This window comes from Binatus sp. (SeqCode), assembly GCF_035272065.1.
GTDB lineage: Bacteria > Desulfobacterota > Binatia > Binatales > Binataceae > Binatus.
This window is the reverse complement of sequence record NZ_DATEQZ010000034.1, coordinates 1-15,758: the sequence shown is the minus strand read 5'-3', so window position 1 is coordinate 15,758 and position 15,758 is coordinate 1. Positions and strand designations below refer to the sequence as shown.

The 15,758-nt window shown below is 60.2% G+C and carries 19 protein-coding genes; 6 read left to right on the top strand and 13 right to left on the bottom strand.

Going from position 1 to position 15,758, the window contains the following annotated elements:
- The first annotated feature begins 28 nt into the window (after window positions 1-28).
- The 3 genes from VJX68_RS05685 (at window position 29) to VJX68_RS05675 (ending at window position 4,351) form a co-directional block, all read left to right on the top strand.
- The gene (locus VJX68_RS05685) at window positions 29-433 is read left to right on the top strand and encodes a universal stress protein (RefSeq protein WP_324094692.1); all 405 of its coding nucleotides are present in this window, start codon (window positions 29-31) and stop codon (window positions 431-433) included.
- Between the two features lie 28 nt (window positions 434-461).
- Window positions 462-2,984: a magnesium-translocating P-type ATPase gene (gene mgtA / locus VJX68_RS05680; protein ID WP_324094691.1), complete on the top strand. Its 2,523-nt coding sequence runs from the start codon at window positions 462-464 to the stop codon at window positions 2,982-2,984.
- Between the two features lie 176 nt (window positions 2,985-3,160).
- Entirely contained in the window at window positions 3,161-4,351 is a 1,191-nt protein-coding gene (locus VJX68_RS05675) for a serine hydrolase domain-containing protein (protein ID WP_324094705.1), read from the top strand.
- A gap of 17 nt (window positions 4,352-4,368) precedes the next feature.
- On the opposite strand, the gene VJX68_RS05670 is transcribed toward VJX68_RS05675, so the two are convergent.
- The 4 genes from VJX68_RS05670 to VJX68_RS05655 all read right to left on the bottom strand — a co-directional run bounded on the left by VJX68_RS05670 (window position 4,369) and on the right by VJX68_RS05655 (window position 7,377).
- Complete coding sequence (locus VJX68_RS05670) at window positions 4,369-5,229, bottom strand: SDR family NAD(P)-dependent oxidoreductase (protein ID WP_324094690.1); 861 nt, start codon at window positions 5,227-5,229, stop codon at window positions 4,369-4,371.
- A 206-nt stretch (window positions 5,230-5,435) separates the two neighbouring features.
- Window positions 5,436-5,852: a CBS domain-containing protein gene (locus VJX68_RS05665; protein WP_324094689.1), complete on the bottom strand. Its 417-nt coding sequence runs from the start codon at window positions 5,850-5,852 to the stop codon at window positions 5,436-5,438.
- A 21-nt stretch (window positions 5,853-5,873) separates the two neighbouring features.
- Window positions 5,874-7,184 (bottom strand): acetyl-CoA hydrolase/transferase family protein, encoded by a 1,311-nt coding sequence (locus VJX68_RS05660; protein ID WP_324094688.1) that lies wholly within the window; start codon window positions 7,182-7,184, stop codon window positions 5,874-5,876.
- Window positions 7,185-7,194: 10 nt separating this feature from the next.
- On the bottom strand, window positions 7,195-7,377 hold the full coding sequence (locus VJX68_RS05655) for a hypothetical protein (protein WP_324094687.1): 183 nt from the start codon (window positions 7,375-7,377) through the stop codon (window positions 7,195-7,197).
- A 260-nt stretch (window positions 7,378-7,637) separates the two neighbouring features.
- Between VJX68_RS05655 and VJX68_RS05650 the strand changes: the two genes are divergently transcribed.
- The gene (locus VJX68_RS05650) at window positions 7,638-8,111 is read left to right on the top strand and encodes a TraR/DksA family transcriptional regulator (RefSeq protein ID WP_324094686.1); all 474 of its coding nucleotides are present in this window, start codon (window positions 7,638-7,640) and stop codon (window positions 8,109-8,111) included.
- Between the two features lie 29 nt (window positions 8,112-8,140).
- A complete protein-coding gene (locus tag VJX68_RS05645) occupies window positions 8,141-8,599 on the top strand; it encodes a universal stress protein (protein ID WP_324094685.1) in 459 nt (152 codons plus the stop codon).
- Between the two features lie 8 nt (window positions 8,600-8,607).
- Here VJX68_RS05645 and VJX68_RS05640 read toward each other — a convergent pair whose 3' ends face one another.
- Both VJX68_RS05640 and VJX68_RS05635 read right to left on the bottom strand, forming a co-directional pair.
- Window positions 8,608-9,054, bottom strand: a complete 447-nt coding sequence (locus VJX68_RS05640; RefSeq protein ID WP_324094684.1) for a universal stress protein — start codon at window positions 9,052-9,054, stop codon at window positions 8,608-8,610.
- Between the two features lie 57 nt (window positions 9,055-9,111).
- Complete coding sequence (locus VJX68_RS05635) at window positions 9,112-9,594, bottom strand: Hsp20/alpha crystallin family protein (protein ID WP_324094683.1); 483 nt, start codon at window positions 9,592-9,594, stop codon at window positions 9,112-9,114.
- A 239-nt stretch (window positions 9,595-9,833) separates the two neighbouring features.
- Between VJX68_RS05635 and VJX68_RS05630 the strand changes: the two genes are divergently transcribed.
- Entirely contained in the window at window positions 9,834-10,820 is a 987-nt protein-coding gene (locus VJX68_RS05630; protein WP_324094682.1) for a potassium channel family protein, read from the top strand.
- A 29-nt stretch (window positions 10,821-10,849) separates the two neighbouring features.
- On the opposite strand, the gene VJX68_RS05625 is transcribed toward VJX68_RS05630, so the two are convergent.
- From VJX68_RS05625 to VJX68_RS05595, 7 genes are all read right to left on the bottom strand, one after another.
- Window positions 10,850-11,566: a class I SAM-dependent methyltransferase gene (locus VJX68_RS05625; protein ID WP_324094681.1), complete on the bottom strand. Its 717-nt coding sequence runs from the start codon at window positions 11,564-11,566 to the stop codon at window positions 10,850-10,852.
- A 22-nt stretch (window positions 11,567-11,588) separates the two neighbouring features.
- Window positions 11,589-11,837, bottom strand: coding sequence for a YkoF family thiamine/hydroxymethylpyrimidine-binding protein (locus VJX68_RS05620; RefSeq protein ID WP_324094680.1), 249 nt, complete (start codon window positions 11,835-11,837; stop codon window positions 11,589-11,591).
- A 55-nt stretch (window positions 11,838-11,892) separates the two neighbouring features.
- Entirely contained in the window at window positions 11,893-12,603 is a 711-nt protein-coding gene (locus VJX68_RS05615) for a metal ABC transporter permease (RefSeq protein ID WP_324094679.1), read from the bottom strand.
- A gap of 22 nt (window positions 12,604-12,625) precedes the next feature.
- On the bottom strand, window positions 12,626-13,066 hold the full coding sequence (locus tag VJX68_RS05610) for an ATP-binding cassette domain-containing protein (RefSeq protein ID WP_324094678.1): 441 nt from the start codon (window positions 13,064-13,066) through the stop codon (window positions 12,626-12,628).
- Window positions 12,975-13,367 carry an ATP-binding cassette domain-containing protein gene (locus VJX68_RS19295; RefSeq protein WP_414643457.1) on the bottom strand — a complete coding sequence of 131 codons (393 nt, stop codon included), beginning with the start codon at window positions 13,365-13,367 and terminating at the stop codon, window positions 12,975-12,977. Before VJX68_RS19295 ends, VJX68_RS05610 begins: the two co-directional genes overlap by 92 nt.
- 192 nt (window positions 13,368-13,559) lie before the next feature.
- Window positions 13,560-15,077 carry a thymidine phosphorylase family protein gene (locus tag VJX68_RS05600; RefSeq protein WP_324094676.1) on the bottom strand — a complete coding sequence of 506 codons (1,518 nt, stop codon included), beginning with the start codon at window positions 15,075-15,077 and terminating at the stop codon, window positions 13,560-13,562.
- A 6-nt stretch (window positions 15,078-15,083) separates the two neighbouring features.
- On the bottom strand, window positions 15,084-15,572 hold the full coding sequence (locus VJX68_RS05595) for an MBL fold metallo-hydrolase (RefSeq protein WP_324094704.1): 489 nt from the start codon (window positions 15,570-15,572) through the stop codon (window positions 15,084-15,086).
- Window positions 15,573-15,758 lie beyond the last annotated feature (186 nt).

The window sequence follows — 15,758 nt, the reverse complement described above, 5'->3', positions numbered from 1 at the left end:
TAGCTTTCGCCCCGCTCGGCGGGTCGCAATGGACGCGCTCTTCAAATCAATTCTGTGCCCGATCGACTTCGATGAGTTGTATCTGGACGCTCTCGAATTGAGCAAAAGCCTGGCTCAGCAAAATAACGCGAAACTCTACGTGCTCAACGTCATGTCTGATTTTGGCTCGGATCAGGGCTGGGAAGCGGGCGGCAGGATGAGCCTGCAACAGCAGGCACGGACAAATCTGGCAGGTCAGGTTCCGTATGAGTTCGTGATCCGCACTGGCGAAGTCGTAAATGAAATACTGGCCGCTGTTGCAGTATTCGAGGCCGACCTGATTGTTATTCCGACCCACGGACGCCGCGGTCTCAAAAAGGCGATGCTGGGGAGCGTGGCTGAGCGGATTGTTCGCGAATCTCCCGTACCGGTGCTTACGCTCAGAGCGCGGTAGGAACAATGCAAGTCATCTGGCGGAGCACATGGGTCAAGTAGCTCGCGCTCTACAACCGAAGGATACACTCGCGAGCGGCGACGAGTCTGAAATTGGCCTCTCTGGGGCGGAGGCGGAACGACGTTTTGCCGAGTTCGGTCCCAACGAGCCCGTACCCGCAAAGATCGCGGGGCCGCTATTTCAATTCCTGCGCTTCTGCGCCAACCCGCTGGTCCTGATCCTGCTGATCGCCAGCGCGATCTCGACATTTCTGGGCCAGGTGGTCGACGCGATCATAATTGCCATGATGGTCGTTTTGAGCGTCGTGCTCAATTTCATCCAGGCCTACCGCTCGGAAAGAGCGGTACAGCGCTTGAGGGATCAGGTGGCGCCCACCGCGACCGTAAAGCGCGACGGCAACTGGATCGAAACACCACGCCGCCAGATCGTGCCAAGCGACGTTGTGCGGCTGTCGGCGGGCGATCTGGTTCCGGCCGACGCCCGCTTGATCCGAAGTCAGGATCTTCATGTTCAGCAGGCGGCGCTGACCGGTGAATCGATGCCGGTGGAGAAATACATTGGCGCGGGAGAGCCCGACGCGACCGAAGCGACGCGCCCTGATCTGGTTTTCCTTGGCACATCAGTAGTGAGCGGCACGGCGACTGCACTTGTGCTTGCGACCGGACCGCGAACCAGCTTCGGCGATATCGCGGCGCGCCTCTCCGAGCGTCCTCCTGAAACCGAATTCGATCGCGGCACGCGACAATTCGGGATCCTGATCATGAAGACAGTTTTCTTTCTCGTGCTGTTCATCTTGATGGTCAGCATAGGGATGCATCGCAACGCACTCGAGTCGCTGCTGTTCGCGGTGGCGCTTGCGGTAGGGCTGACCCCGGAGTTCCTGCCGATGATCACCACGGTCACGCTTTCGATGGGCGCGATACGAATGGCGCGCAGCAAAGTGATCGTGAAACACCTCGACGCTATCGAGAACCTCGGCAGCATCGACCTGCTCTGCAGCGACAAGACCGGGACCTTGACCTCAGGCGAGATGGAACTGGATTCCTCGCTCGATCCGTTCGGAGAACCTTGCGAACGCGCTCTGTTTCTTGGCTATCGGAACAGCCGCTTTGAATCGGGAATCAAGAGTCCGCTCGACGCGTGCATCCTGAAGCATCCGCCACCGGGCGTCGACGAATGCGAGAAGACCGATGAGATTCCTTTCGATTTCGAGCGGCGCCGGCTCTCGATCGTCGTCAGGGCCGCCGATGGCGCCTGCATGCTCATCACAAAAGGAGCGCCCGAGGGCGTGCTTGAAGTGAGCACCTCGATCGAAGTTGCCGGTAATTGCCGGCCGCTGGGCGACGCTGAGCGCCGGCGATGCATCGAAACGTTCCGCTCGCTGAGCGCCAGCGGCTTGCGAGTCCTTGCCGTTGCTTATCGGCAGATTGAGCACAGCCAGGGCCTGAAGTGCGAGGACGAGCGCGACCTCGTCTTCGCGGGATTCCTCACCTTTCTTGACCCGGTGGTGGAAGGAGTCGCGGAGACCATCGTCGCGTTGCACGAGGACGGCGTGGGGATCAAAATTCTCACCGGCGACAACGAGCTGGTGACCAAGCATGTGTGCGAGCGGGTCGGCATAGACAGCGCGAGGATAGTCCTGGGCGCCGAACTGGAGCGCATGACAGATTCCGCCCTGTTCCACGTCGCCGAAGAAGCCGATGTCTTCGCGCGAGTATCGCCCGGCCAGAAGAACCGGATAATACGTGCGCTCAAGAGCCGCGGCCACGTCGTCGGTTTTCTTGGCGACGGAATCAACGACGCACCCTCGTTGCACGCCGCCGACGTCGGCATCTCGGTGGCCGGCGCCGTCGATGTTGCCAGGGACGCTGCGGACATCATTCTACTCGAGCACGCGCTCGACGTTCTTCACGGCGGGATCATCGAGGGGCGCAAGGCGTTCGGCAACGTCCTCAAGTACATCCTGATGGGCACCAGTTCGAATTTCGGCAACATGTTCAGCATGGCCGCGGCGACGCTGTTTCTTCCGTTTCTGCCGATGCTGCCGACGCAAATCCTGTTGAACAATTTCCTTTACGATCTTGCGCAGGTGACGATCCCAACCGACAACGTCGATCCGGCGTACGTTCGGGCTCCGCAGAAATGGAACGTCAGGATCATTCGCAACTTCATGATAGCGATTGGGCCGATAAGCTCGATCTTCGACTTTCTGACGTTCTACATCCTGCTGACCGTCTTTCGCTCATCCGAAGCGTTCTTCCATACAGGATGGTTCGTCGAGTCGCTCGCGACTCAAACCCTAGTGCTGTTCGTGATTCGCACGGCGGGCAGACCATGGAGCAACCGCCCAAGCCTGCCGCTCGCATCGACCACAATTCTTATCGTGATCATCGGTCTGCTTCTGCCGTTCTCTCCATTGGCTGGACGCCTCGGATTCGTGCCGTTGCCGGCTGTTTTCTTTCTTTTCCTCCTGGTCGCCGTCATCATCTACCTGATCCTCGTCGAGATAGTGAAGGCTAGGCTGGTGCGATCATTTCTGTTGCGGGCGTAGCGCCGATTGGGCCAGTCTGGCACCACTAGTTTTCGCCGAATCAACCGTCGGTTTGGTACATGTGCTTGTGAGTATCCTGATAGGTTCGGGGGTGTTTTTTCTGATTGGCGCAGGTGCGACACTCTTCACCAGGCGAAGCTAGGCTAGCGGCGACGAAGGAATTCGAGGTGGCGACTATGCGCGCTGAAGGAACGGTGGGACCCGGGTTCGGGGCGGTGCGGGACGCATTCGCGGAGGGACAGGCCCAGGACGAAGGCGGCGCGCAGCTATGCGTTTATCGGTACGGCAGGAGAGTGGTCGATCTATGGGCGGGAATGGACAAGCTGAATGGCCGTCCGTTTAATGCCGACACGATCACGGTATTGATGTCGTGCACCAAAGCGGTCACCGCCGTATGCGTCCACATGCTGGCCCAGCGCGGATTGATCGACTATGACGCGCATGTTGCACGCTATTGGCCGGAGTTCGCGGCCAAAGAAAAGGCGTCTATCACGGTTCGCGACATCCTTGCACATCGAGCAGGACTTATGGGCTTTGACGAGGAAGCCGGAATTTCCGGCCGCACCCTGTTCGACTGGAAGCGCTGTACCGCGGCGCTAGCGAACATGGGGCCATGGTGGAAACCGGGCTCGGCTTACTTCTATCACGCCTTGACCTTTGGCTATTTGGCCGGCGAGCTCGTCCGCCGCGTCTCCGGAAAAACCGTCGGCGAGTTCGTCGATGCGGAAATCGCCGGCCCGCTCAAGCTTGACCTGTGGATCGGGCTGCCGTCCGAGCAGGAGCATCGCGTCGCGCCACACATCGTTCCGGCGGCGCAGCTAACCGAGGAGCAGTCCCGCGCGCTGTTCTCCAGCCTGGGGCTGGACATGAACTCACGCCCGGTGCGCGCTGCGTTCAACATGTTCACGACTGGCGCTGAGGGGTTGAATCTCATCAACACGCGCGAAGCGCGCGCCGCTGAGCTGCCGTTCGGCAATGGCATCGCGAATGCGCGCGCGCTCGCAAAGATGTACGCCGCCTGCATCGGCGAGATCGATGGCATCCGCCTGCTGACGCGCGAGACGATGGAGAGTGCACGCGTATCGCAGAATGAGGGGCTTGGAGCGCCGGCATCTCTGATGCCGCTGGTCGGGCCCGGGCCGCAGAGATTCGGATTGGGCTTCGAGTTGCCGCGCGCGATCGAGCCGATGCTGAGTGCGGGATCGTTCGGTCATGGAGGCGCGGGCGGCCGCATGGCGTTCGCGCATCCGGAATCCGGCACTGCGGTGGCCTATGTATGCAACAGCATGTTGTGGGACGGCGTGAGCGGCCCCGACCAACGCTGGCTCGGCTGGACAAAGGCATTACGCGACGTGCTCGGCATCTGACAGCAGAATAGACAACCTTACGACGGCCGCTTCATTTGGAAAGACGGACCTGACCATTCGTCATCGAGGATCGACGGAGTAGACGCCTGCGAGCCGCGGGCCAAACTTCCCGCGCCCATTCCCGAGGTCACTGCGCCATCGACGACCATTGCTTGACCGCTGACGAACTCGGAGTCATCGCTGGCCAGAAACAGAGCCATTGCCGCAATGTCTTCGGGGCGTCCCGCGCGCGGCCAGGGCTGGAAAGCCGCAAAGAGTTGCGCCGCGGCTTGCTCGCCGCCCGGGATGCGATTGTAGGTCAGGGGAGTCGCGATCAGGCCAGGGCAGATGCAATTGACACGAATCTTGTCCTTGGCGAGTTCGATCGAAGCCGAGCGGGTCAGGCTGATCACCCCTGCCTTGGCCGCGCAGTATGCGTGTAACCCGGCGGCGCCACGCAGCCCGGCGATCGAGGCGGTCGAGATGATGGAACCGCCGCCCGTCTTACGCATCTCGGGCACCGCGTGCTTGATGCCGAGGAATACGGCGCGCAGCAGAATCGAGAAGCTGCGGTCCCAGTTTTCCGCACTGGTTTTTTCGAGCGGTCCGACCGCGCCGCCCAGGCCTGCGTTATTATAGATGATATCGAGATGTCCGAATTCCCTGGCCGCGCGATCGACCGCGCTCTTGATGTCTTCTTCACTCGAGACGTCGGTAAGCTGGAAGACCGCGTTGCCGCCGTTCTCCCTGCAGTCGCGCACTGCGGCCTCGCCGCCCTCACGATTAAGGTCGGCAATCACGACCGCAGCTCCTTCGCCCGCGAATCGAATTGCGGTGGCGCGGCCGATTCCGCTCGCCGCACCAGTAATGACTGCAACCTTCTTTTCGAGTTTACCCATGATTTCTCTCCGCGTTGTTCTGAAGCTCGCCTGCTCGATGCGGCGTCTTGTATCAATAGTCGCGTGACGGCCACGCTGCCAACCGCTGAAATGGGGCGTTGGAACGCAGACTCGGGCGGATTAAGCCTGGCGGCGCCACGTCAGCCGCGAGGAGCCTGAAACGGTTGGCAAAGCGAGCGGGCCGCTCCTTTATGTCGTGGCCACAATTACCGGCGCGCGACTAACGCGACGAAATCGCCCTCGGTCAGGATGCCGACCAGGCGCCCATTCTCGACCACCGGAAGGCAGCCGATCTTTCGCTCGGTCAAGATTCGTGCGGCCTCGATCAGAGAAGTATCCGGGCCGGTAGTGACAACGTCGGTCGCCATCACGTCTTTGACCGAGAGCGTGTCGAGGATTTTCCGCTGAGCGTGCCTGCCATAGCCGAGCGCCTGCGCGAGCGCGTCGCGAAAAAGATCGCGCTGGGTCACGATGCCGACCAGCGCCTCACCGTCATCGTCGAGCACGGGCAAGTGGCGAACCCGCCCCAGGCGCATGATGTCGTCGGCCAGCGTGAGCTTGTCGTTGCGCTTGAGGGTGGTGGGATCCGCCGTCATCACGTCGCGAACTTTCAATTCCTTCATACTCACTTCTCCAAAAGCATCTTACAGGTAACCTAATTGCTGCGCGCCGAGACGAAGTCCCTCGCGAAATTCCGGATGAGCGATCGCAATCAGCGCCTCGGCCCTTTGCGCGGTCGATTTGCCGCTAAGGCATGCCACTCCATATTCGGTGACGACATACTGGGTATCGGTTCTCGGGTCGGTGGTAGGTCCTTCGATCTTCGGCACGATGCGCGAGATGGCGCCTTTGCTGGCGGTCGAGTAGGCGGCGAGAATCGATTTACCGCCCTTCGATAGCTGAGCGCCGCGTACAAAATCCAACTGGCCGCCGGGCGCGCTGTATTGCTTGCCCATGATCGCTTCAGAATTCACTTCGCCGTCAAGTCCGACTTCGAGAAACGCGCTGATCGAGATTACCAGATCGTTCTGCCCGATGACGCTCGGGTCGTTCACGTAATCGACGGGGCGGGCCTCCATGCTCGAGTTGTCGTTGAGAAACTCGTAGAACGGCTCGTCGCCGGCCGCGAGCGTGTACACGTTCTTGTACCGATTCAGATTCTTGTACTTGTTCGTGACAGCTCCGCACTGAATCAGCGCCGCCACAGACGGCATCATCAGTTCGGTGTGGATGCCCAAGTCCTTGTGGCCCTGCAGCGCGGCGCACACGGCATTGGGCACACCGCCGACACCTACCTGGAGCGTTGCGCGGTCGGGAACCATCTCGACGATGTGCTTGCTGATCACCTCGTCCGACGGCGTCAGCGGCCGGGTGGGGATGGAGAACAACGGACTTTCATTTTCGACGATCGCCGCGACTTCCGATATGTGCACCGACGAATCGCCAAACACGCGCGGCATCTTGGGATTCACTTCGACAATCAGCTTCTTTGCGGTTCGCGCGGTGGGGACGGTGTAGTCGGCATTGGTGCCGCAACTGAAGAACCCGCCCTTGTCCATCGGCGCGACCATCATGACGAAGGCGTCGATGCCTATTTCGCGCAACGTGCGCGGCATCGCGCTGAAATTTCCCGGCATGTAAAAGACCACGCGCCGATTGTCCCGCTGACCCAGCTCGAACAGCCGCCGTTCGATGATAGTCGGGAAGAACGGATGCGGTTTGATGACGTTCATGTACTCGTACTTGAGAATCGTGAAGGCGGCGGCGGTGATCGAGTGCGAATAATAGACGCGCAGCTCTTCGATCATGCCGGCCTTCACGCGATTCTCGATCGCTGTCAACAAGGCGGGCGGCTCGCTGACCGCCATGCCCATCGAGAGCGTACCGCGCGATGGGATCAACTCGACGGCGTCCGCAGGCGACATCAGCTTCGACTTGTATTCGGTTTCGTACACGCGAGGTCCGTTACCAGGAAATCTTTTTGCGCCGTCGCGGAGCTGGAGTGTAGTGGGTCATCTTCTTGTAGATGGCCATCACAATTCTATAGAACTGCTCTCCGCGCGCATCCGGATATTGCTCGCGAGCGCGTTCCTTCGCACGTTCCCACGCGATTTCATCTTCTGGAGTTCTAACTACACCGACTGGCATAATCCGGGTCCTCTGCCAGCTAAGGCAGCTTCCGTGCCATGGCGACAGTTTATCCTTTGGACGGCGGGATTGGCACTTCGAGCCGGCAGCGAGCGATCGATGGGGCATTAGGTGATGACCAGCGGAATCTTATGTATCCGATCGCGTCACTCGATATTACCCGACGGGCTTGCCATCCTCGTTTTGCTAATCGATCACTGGTCCGCGAATTGCTTGGTCTTTATGTGGACGACGATTAGGTAACGGCACCGGGAGCTTCTATGAAATCCAGTACCAGCGGAAAAACCAAGGCGCGGCCGATCGCAAACGATGTCCGACTCAACGATCTGCGCAAGATCCTGGCGCGGGCGCGCAATGAGGCGCTCGCTCGAGTACGCGTGCTCCGCAAGGAGGAGCAAGAAGACGCGGCGGAACTGCCCGCTGACGGATTGGACATAGCGCGCTCGCTCGAAGACGTCGAGATGGACGCTGGTCTAATCGAACGATGTGAGGAAAGGCTGAAGGCGATAGATGACGCATTCAGCCGGCTTGAGCGCGGGCGTTATGGAATCTGCGAAAAATGCAAGCAAGAAATCCCGGTTGAGCGGCTGAAAGCCGTGCCCTTCGCCGCATACTGCATCGACTGCCAGAAGAACCGGACCGAGCGGAGGCGTCCCGGCGAGGGAGACGTCGATGAGCCATCGCGTAATGTCTGGACGCCGCCCGAAGAACTGAAGGAGTCGGTGGAAGAGTAAACCCAGCCTGATTGGGTCAGGAGGCAGCGATGATTCAGCTATTCCGGAAGATCCTGTGCCCGATCGATTTTTCGCAGCACTCGCTGGCGGCTCTCGACGTCGCTCTAAATCTAACGCAGCAGAATGATGCGAAGCTGTATTTGTTGAACGTCGCGCCTGTGCCGGCCGGCGCGGCTGGATTCCAGCCGGTGCCTATGGATCCTTATCCATTCCTTGAGAAGGATCGACAGGAGCATCTGGCCAAGCTCGGGCGAGAACGGATTCCCGCCGCGGTGCGCTACGAAACGCTCGTTATCAGCGGCGACCCGGCCGAACAGGTGCTCAATACCGCGCACGGCCTCGCTATCGACTTGATCGTGATGGGCACGCACGGACGCAAGGGCTTGGGTCACCTGGTTCTCGGCAGCGTCGCCGAGCGCGTCGTGCGCGAATCAGCGGTGCCAGTTCTAACGGCGCATTCAACGGCTCACGTTCGAAAGGCCGACTGAGGCGGAGCTCACTCGGCGGTCTTGGGATGGATCGTCAAAACTGGAACCGGCGATTCGCGCACGACACGTTCCGCCACGCTGCCAAGCAGGAAGTGCTTCACACCAGTACGGCCGTGCGTGCCCATTACGATCAGGTCGACGTGCCGTTGCGCGGCGAGATTGAGAATCTCCGGCGCCGCGTTCCCGCTTGCGACGAATACTTCATGCGATACCCCCGCCAGTTTCTCCACCGCAACTGCTTCCAACCGGCGGCGACTCTCTGCTTCAAACTCAACGTTAGGGAAGATGGGAACGGGTGGCAGTGCGGTGGCGGGAGCGGGCGGAATCCCGATTACCGTCAGCAGGTAAACTGTAGCGGAGTTCTGCTTCGCCAGCCGGCAAGCGAGCTCGAGCGCGTCCATCGAGTCACGCTCGAAGTCGATTGGGCACAGTATTCTCGAAAATATGGCAGCCATCTTTCTTAAAACTGCGCTTAACGCATAGCTACAGCATACTCCGCTACAGGCCCCGGGTCAGGCGGCCTTCTTTCCGCTCTCCGGCTTCTTTTCTTCGACCTGGATCTTGATGGTCTTGGCTGCGCTCTCTTTGGGCAAGGGAGCACTGAGTTCCAGCACACCGTCGTGATGCACCGCCTTCAGATCGTCTGCCTTGATTCCCTCGGGCAGGCTGATCGCTCGCTCGAATGAACCGTAGCGAATTTCACGGCGGAACACCGACGCCTTGTCCGATTCGCGCTTTTCCTCGCGCGTCCCTTTGACCGTCAGAATGCCGTTTACGACATTCACGTCGATGTTCTTGGGATCGACTCCCGGTAGATCGACGCGCACGACGAACTTATCCCCGTCGATGGACGACTCGATTGCCGGGCGATTCGACGCTATGGGCCAAGCCTTGAACTCGGTACGGTCGAAGCCGAAGCGTTCGAGCAGGTCGTCGAACTCGTGACGCAGCTGCTCAAGATCAGTTGACGGACTCCATTTCTCTAGAAAGCCCATGGTTTCGCCTCCTGGCAGATCTGTTTTGATTTTTTGGATTCCAAGAGAGAGACAGCATCAGCCGTGCCAGACAGCGGGAAGTGATTGATTACGAAATCAACGATCGGAAGTGAGGGCCTGTGATAAAAGGAGCCAGCAACCTCAACTCAAGTGGCTCCGAAGGACACATCATCCAAGGCCACTAACTATGATGTAGAATGCACGAGGAGTCGCGGCAAACCTGACTATCCCCCATCAAGATGACCCCAACTCGCAGATTTGCGCAGGCAGTTTCGCTGGTCGCGCTGATGACGCTATTCGGCGCAGCCGGTTACATCCTGATCGAGCACATGTCGGTGCTCGACGCGTTTTACATGTCTGTCATCACCATCTCGACGGTCGGCTTCGGCGAGGTGAAGCCGCTGAGCCCGGCCGGTCGTCTTTTTACAATCGGGCTGATAGTCACAGGTGTCAGCAGCGCCATTTACCTGTTTTCGGTGATCGGGGAACTTGTCATCGAGGGGAGCCTTAAGGAGTTTCTCGGAAAGAGCGCGATGAATCGCAAAATCCACAATCTCCAAGAACATGTGATCGTGTGCGGCTTCGGGCGTTTCGGCCGCGCGGTCGTCGAAGAGCTGACTCGCAACACCGTCCCGATGGTGGTGATCGAAGCGGATCCCGCCAGGCAAGCCGAGCTGGAAGCTACCGCCACGTTGCACGTTGTTGGATCGGCGCTGGAAGATTCGGTGCTCGAGGACGCCGGCATAGGTTCGGCGCGCGCGATAATCGTTGCCACCGGATCGGATGCGGACAATGTGTACATCACGCTTTCGGCGCGCGAGAAAAATCCGAAGATTCTCATCTACGCCCGCGGCGACTTGGATGCCGGCCTGCGACGGCTCAAGCTGGCGGGAGCCGACCAGGTCGTCGCGGCCTATCAATGGGCCGGGATGAGAATCGCGGCGAGCATCCTGAGTCCGTCGGTCGTGGATTTTCTGCAACTCTCGGTGCCGGGCCGTGAGTCCGAGGTCGATCTGGAAGAGATCAAGATCTCACCCGAAAGCCCGGCGGCGGGAAAGACCATCGCGGCGGTGGAACGTGATAATCCACGGCTTCGAATCGTGGCGTTGAAGCGCAATGACAAAACGCTCGAATTGATTCCCGCCGCCGATACGCAGATCGAACTCGATGATTTGCTGGTCGTTATCGGAGAATCGGACAGCCTGAAACACCTGGCGTCGCGTTAAGCAGAAATCATGATGCCGCTGGTTAATGATTACGCTTTCCTGGTGGCCAGCATCGCGATAAACGCTGCTCCGAAAGTCGTGACACTGCCCAAGAGTGGATCGAGTGGCTTCATGGTGCGGGCGGCCAGAGCACAGTGTGGGTAATAGACCGCACCCCGGAGCCGATCTACGTGCAGGCCGGCGGCGATTGCGGCGGTGCGCAGCTCGTGCGCGGTTGTAAAGCGCGCGCGTCTCCAGAACTCGTTGCCCAACCAAGCGCGAATGCGCCGGGAAGCCGCCCACGTGCTAAATCTACCGAGGCCTCCTATGACAAGACGGCCGCCGGGTTTGAGCACGCGGGCCATTTCCTCCACGGCGCGGGATCTCTGTTCCAGGAAGCAAAGAACCGTTACCGCCGTTACTACGTCAAAGCTTTGATCACCGAACGGGAGATGCTCGGCGCGGCCGAGCAAATACCTCATCGCATCCGGCTCGGCTATTGTCCGAGCGGTTGCCTTTGTGATCATGCGCGGGTCAGGGTCGCAGCCGACGACGAATGATGCTCGCTTGCGGTGGAATTCGGCCGCGAGCGTCCCGTCCCCGCAACCGACATCCAGCACGGACTTGCCGAACAGAGGCCCGGCCAGATCCAGAACCAGTTCCTGTTCCAGCAACTCGGTGATCGCGCCGAGCGTGGACGCGCGCCACTCGGCATAGATGTCGGGACCAACTTCTCCGGCTCTACTCGAAGGACGCGTTGTGGCCAAGACGTCTGCTGCCGCTGAAGGATCAGCTTGCGACCGGGCACGCGTTGGAAATCGTAATGGTCATGACCACCTGGCCGTTAGTTGCAGCCTTGGCGAACGCGTCGGCTAGTGCGGTGAACATGATGCCGATTTCACCTGTAACGGTGGTGCTCATTGGTCCGACTTGCGGAGTCAATCCACGCTCCTCAAGGGCACTGCGCACGGACTCGATGGCGGGCCCGAGGTGCTCCTGGCGCAACGGATAGACACTGATTTGTGCACTGGTGGTCATGGGTGGGAGCCTCCTTGCGGCGTCGGCCTGCAGGGGACTGCAAACCTGCGAGCCCTCATGATTTGAGCAGGCTTACGAAGAACGCGATGGCTACTATAATCGGCCCGGAAGGACGCACCGTCAAAGCAGCTATCCAACTGCCCAGGAGTGTAGAGACGAGCGCAGATCCAATCGCAATCGCGAACATGCCGTCGATGCTTCGGGCCAGACGCTTCGCAACCGTCGCAGGGATGATGATGAGAGAGCCCATGAGCAGCACCCCGAGATAGCGCATTCCGAGCGCGACGGTCACCGCGAAGGCGACCAAGAACGAGAGCTGCAAGCTCGCGACGCCGATGCCCGAAGCGATCGCGACCTCGGTCGAGACCAGTGATACGAGCAGACGATCTCGTGCCTTGAGAATGAACCCGGTCACCGCAAGGGCGGCGACCAAAGCGAATACTGTTTCCGCGATCGTCATGCTGCCCGGCGCCCCGAACAAGGCGTCGATAAGTTCTTCGCCCGTAGCAGTGAGGCTGCCTATCGCAAGCGCGACTGAAAACACTACTCCGGTGATCGCTTCGGTCGATAAGTTCGTCTTGCCCTCGATTGCCCAAATCAACATGCTGCCCGCTAGCAGCGCGGCCAGCGCACCGATCAGCGGATTGAGTCTGAACACAAGAGCCAGTCCGATTCCCGGCAAAGCGACGTGCGAGAAGGCATCAGCCGCCAACGTCATCCTTCGCATCACCGCGAAACACCCGACCAACCCGGCCGCAACTGCCATTGCGGCGCAGACGATCAGTGCCCTAGCGTCCATGGTCGTCGTGAAGGTGGAAACTGATTGGCGTACCGTAGATTTCCGATAACCGCTCGGGGGTGAGGACCACCTGCGGCGGCCCTATACAGCTGCGTGCTCGGGCGAGGCACAAAACGCTGGAGGCGTATCGGTAAACGACGCTCAGGTCATGCGAGATGAGAAGGGTAGTGATCGCCTCTTCTTGCTGGAGTCGGCGAAGTGCCGCATTCAGCGCTTCCTGGCCGGGAGCATCGACACCCGCTGCCGGTTCGTCGAGCAGGAGGACGTCGGGCTTCCCGATCAACGCAAACGCGACCAAGAGACGCTGAAACTGGCCTCCTGACATGCTTCCGATCGGTTTAACCAACACCTCTTCCCGCAGATCCACGCGTTCCAGAGCATGGAGCGCCTCTTCTTTCGCCGCGTGTGAGATCGTCAGCTTGGCGCGCAAAGAGGTCTCTTCCGGTTATCGGAAGATCGCGCTCGATATCGAGTTTCTGCGGGACGTAGCCGAACTTTGTTCCTGGCGCCCAGCGAATCGTTCCTTCGTATTGTATCGCTCCGATGAGCGCGCGGAACAGGACCGTTTTGCCGGAGCCGTTCGGGCCAATGACCGCAAGAGAAGCCCCGCGGGCCACGGTGAAACTGAGGTCCGCGAGGATCGCCGTGTGGTCGAAGCTGACAGAGAGATGACTTACTTCGAGGACAGCACCGCCAAGGGCCGCGTCTTGGTTGGGTAACTCGGTCGGCATCAAATTTAGTCAGATGATGGCAGCGGTTTCGGCCCTTCAAGGTCTTTCTTGTTTCACTTCAATTGCGTCACGATATCTGGATAAACAGGCGAAGAAATAGTCAGAGGAGGGCGCCTCTCGCAGCCTCGCACCCACAAGATTCCTGTGCTGCAACGCCAAGACCCGCGTCGTATATGATCTCCACTTGGCAGGTTACGGACCCTCGTCGTAGCGGACCAAGCGGCGCACGGAATTGCTGTATTCGAGGGCGGCCTGAAGCTGTGAGTCGCTTTCAGCGTGAATTTCGAAAATTGGCTCGCCCTGCGTCACGCTATCGCCGACATTCTTGTACAACTTCACGCCTGCTGACGCATTCGAAGGTGCGCCAGCACGTTTTGCCACTCGCGAAATCTGCCAGCAATCGATCTGCGCAATCCTGCCGGCTTGTCCCGCCGCAAGGGTTCGGCGCCAGACAGCTTCCGGAGGCATCTCGCGTCGTCCCTGCGCGTCCACGATACGGTCGAACCTTTTGAGAGCGGCGCCGGAATCGAGTGTCCGGCGAGCCGCCTCATAGCCGCGCGAGGGAGGCTCGACCCCGGTCATTTCCAGCAGACGACCAGCGAGCATCAGCGACTTTTCGCGCAGGTCCGCGGGCGCGCCGGGTTCGCGCCGGAGGACCGAAAGGACATCGAGCGCTTCCAACCGCGGCCCGATGCCGTAGCCGACAGGGCCCAGCGCCCGGGTCGTCGCAATCTCGAGCCGCAGACCGATCCGCTCGCCTACGGCCATGAACAACCCGCTGAGATGCTCGGCAAATTCGGGAGTTTTCACCTTGGCCGAAGACCCGACGGGTATGTCGATCAGAACGTGCGTCGCGCCGGCGGTCTTTTTCTTGGCAAGAATCGAGGCGACCATCTGCGCCTCGGTGTCGATCTCCATCGGGCGCTCGACCGTGATGAGGATGTCGTCGGCGGGCGCCAGCTCAAGCGCGCCGCCCCAAGCGATGCATCCGCCGACTTCCTCGACGACTCGATACAGTCGTTCAGCCGAGAGAGCGACGTCCGCCAGCACCGCCATCGTGTCGCCGGTGCCGGCAGGACTGGTAATAGCGCGCGAGGAAGTCTTGGGAATTTTGAGTCCGAGTTCCGCGAGAATCGGAACTACGATCATGGTGGTTCGGTTGCCAGGAACACCGCCGATACAGTGCTTGTCGGCGACGATCGAGCTGCCGAACCTGAGCTGCTCGCCAGTCGCGATCATCGCGCTCGTGAAGTCGGTCAGTTCTGACAAGTCAAACTTTTCGAAGGCACACCCCAACACGAACATCGAAAGCTCGACGCGTGAGTAACGCCGCGCCGCGACGTCGGTCAGGATCGCATCGAAGTCCTCACGTCGCAGGCGTTTGCCCCTCAGCTTGGACCGGACCAGGTCCACGCTCGCCGGTGCAACCGCGAGACTTGCTCCTACCGCTGCGCCGTGGGGCAAGCCGAGATCGCGAAATGCTTCCTCCGAGAGTCCGATCTCGTCGGGCTCAATCAGGTCATCGCCGCAGACGTTCAGGACGCCGGTGATCTCGCGCTGTTTGCCGGTTTGGCTGTCGATGCCGAAGACGCGCGCGCGGTCGAGCGGGTGCAATCCCAGGTTTCCATTCTGGACAGCGCGCTCGTGGATGACGATCACGTGCTCACGCATCGTGTCGAGCGGCAGATGTTTAAGCCGAAAGTCCCTCACAGCCCGCTAGTCTATACGCACCTGCTCGAGATTGCGCGGTACGACGGCGTTCCATCCCAGCTCAGTCGTGATGCGTTCGCGCAGAGCTTCGGATGCGGGCGGCTCGCCGTGAACTATATAGACGAGCCGCGGCGGAACCGTCGCGAGCTTGAGCCAGTTCAAGATCTCGCGCTGATCGGCATGCGAAGAGAAGGCGGGGACATCGATAATTTCCGCGGCGACCGGGACGTAATCTCCCAGCATCTTCACCATCCTGGCGCCGTCGAGCAGGGACCTGCCGCGAGTTCCCGCGGCCTGGTAGCCGACGAGAATCACGGTGTTGCGGCGGTCGGGCAGGCGCCGTTTGAGATGGTGGAGGACGCGGCCGCCCGACGCCATCCCCGACGCCGAGATGATAATCATCGGCCCTGACATCGAGTTCAGCCGCATCGACTCCTCGACGGTTTTGATCTCGGTCAGGTCCTGGCCATTGAAGAAGTTGTTTGCGCGCGCGATATCAGCGCGGACTTCAGGGCTGCCCCGTGCGATAGATTCCTAGTAGGGAAGTGTTGCAACTTCGAAGGCTGTGACGGAGGACGGCCCGAGCGGAACTGGGCGGCGAGGTCTCAGGCAGCCAGATCGAACAGTTGGTCGATGAACTGATTCTGTTGGCGGACATCATCGCCGCTGACCCACCGCGCC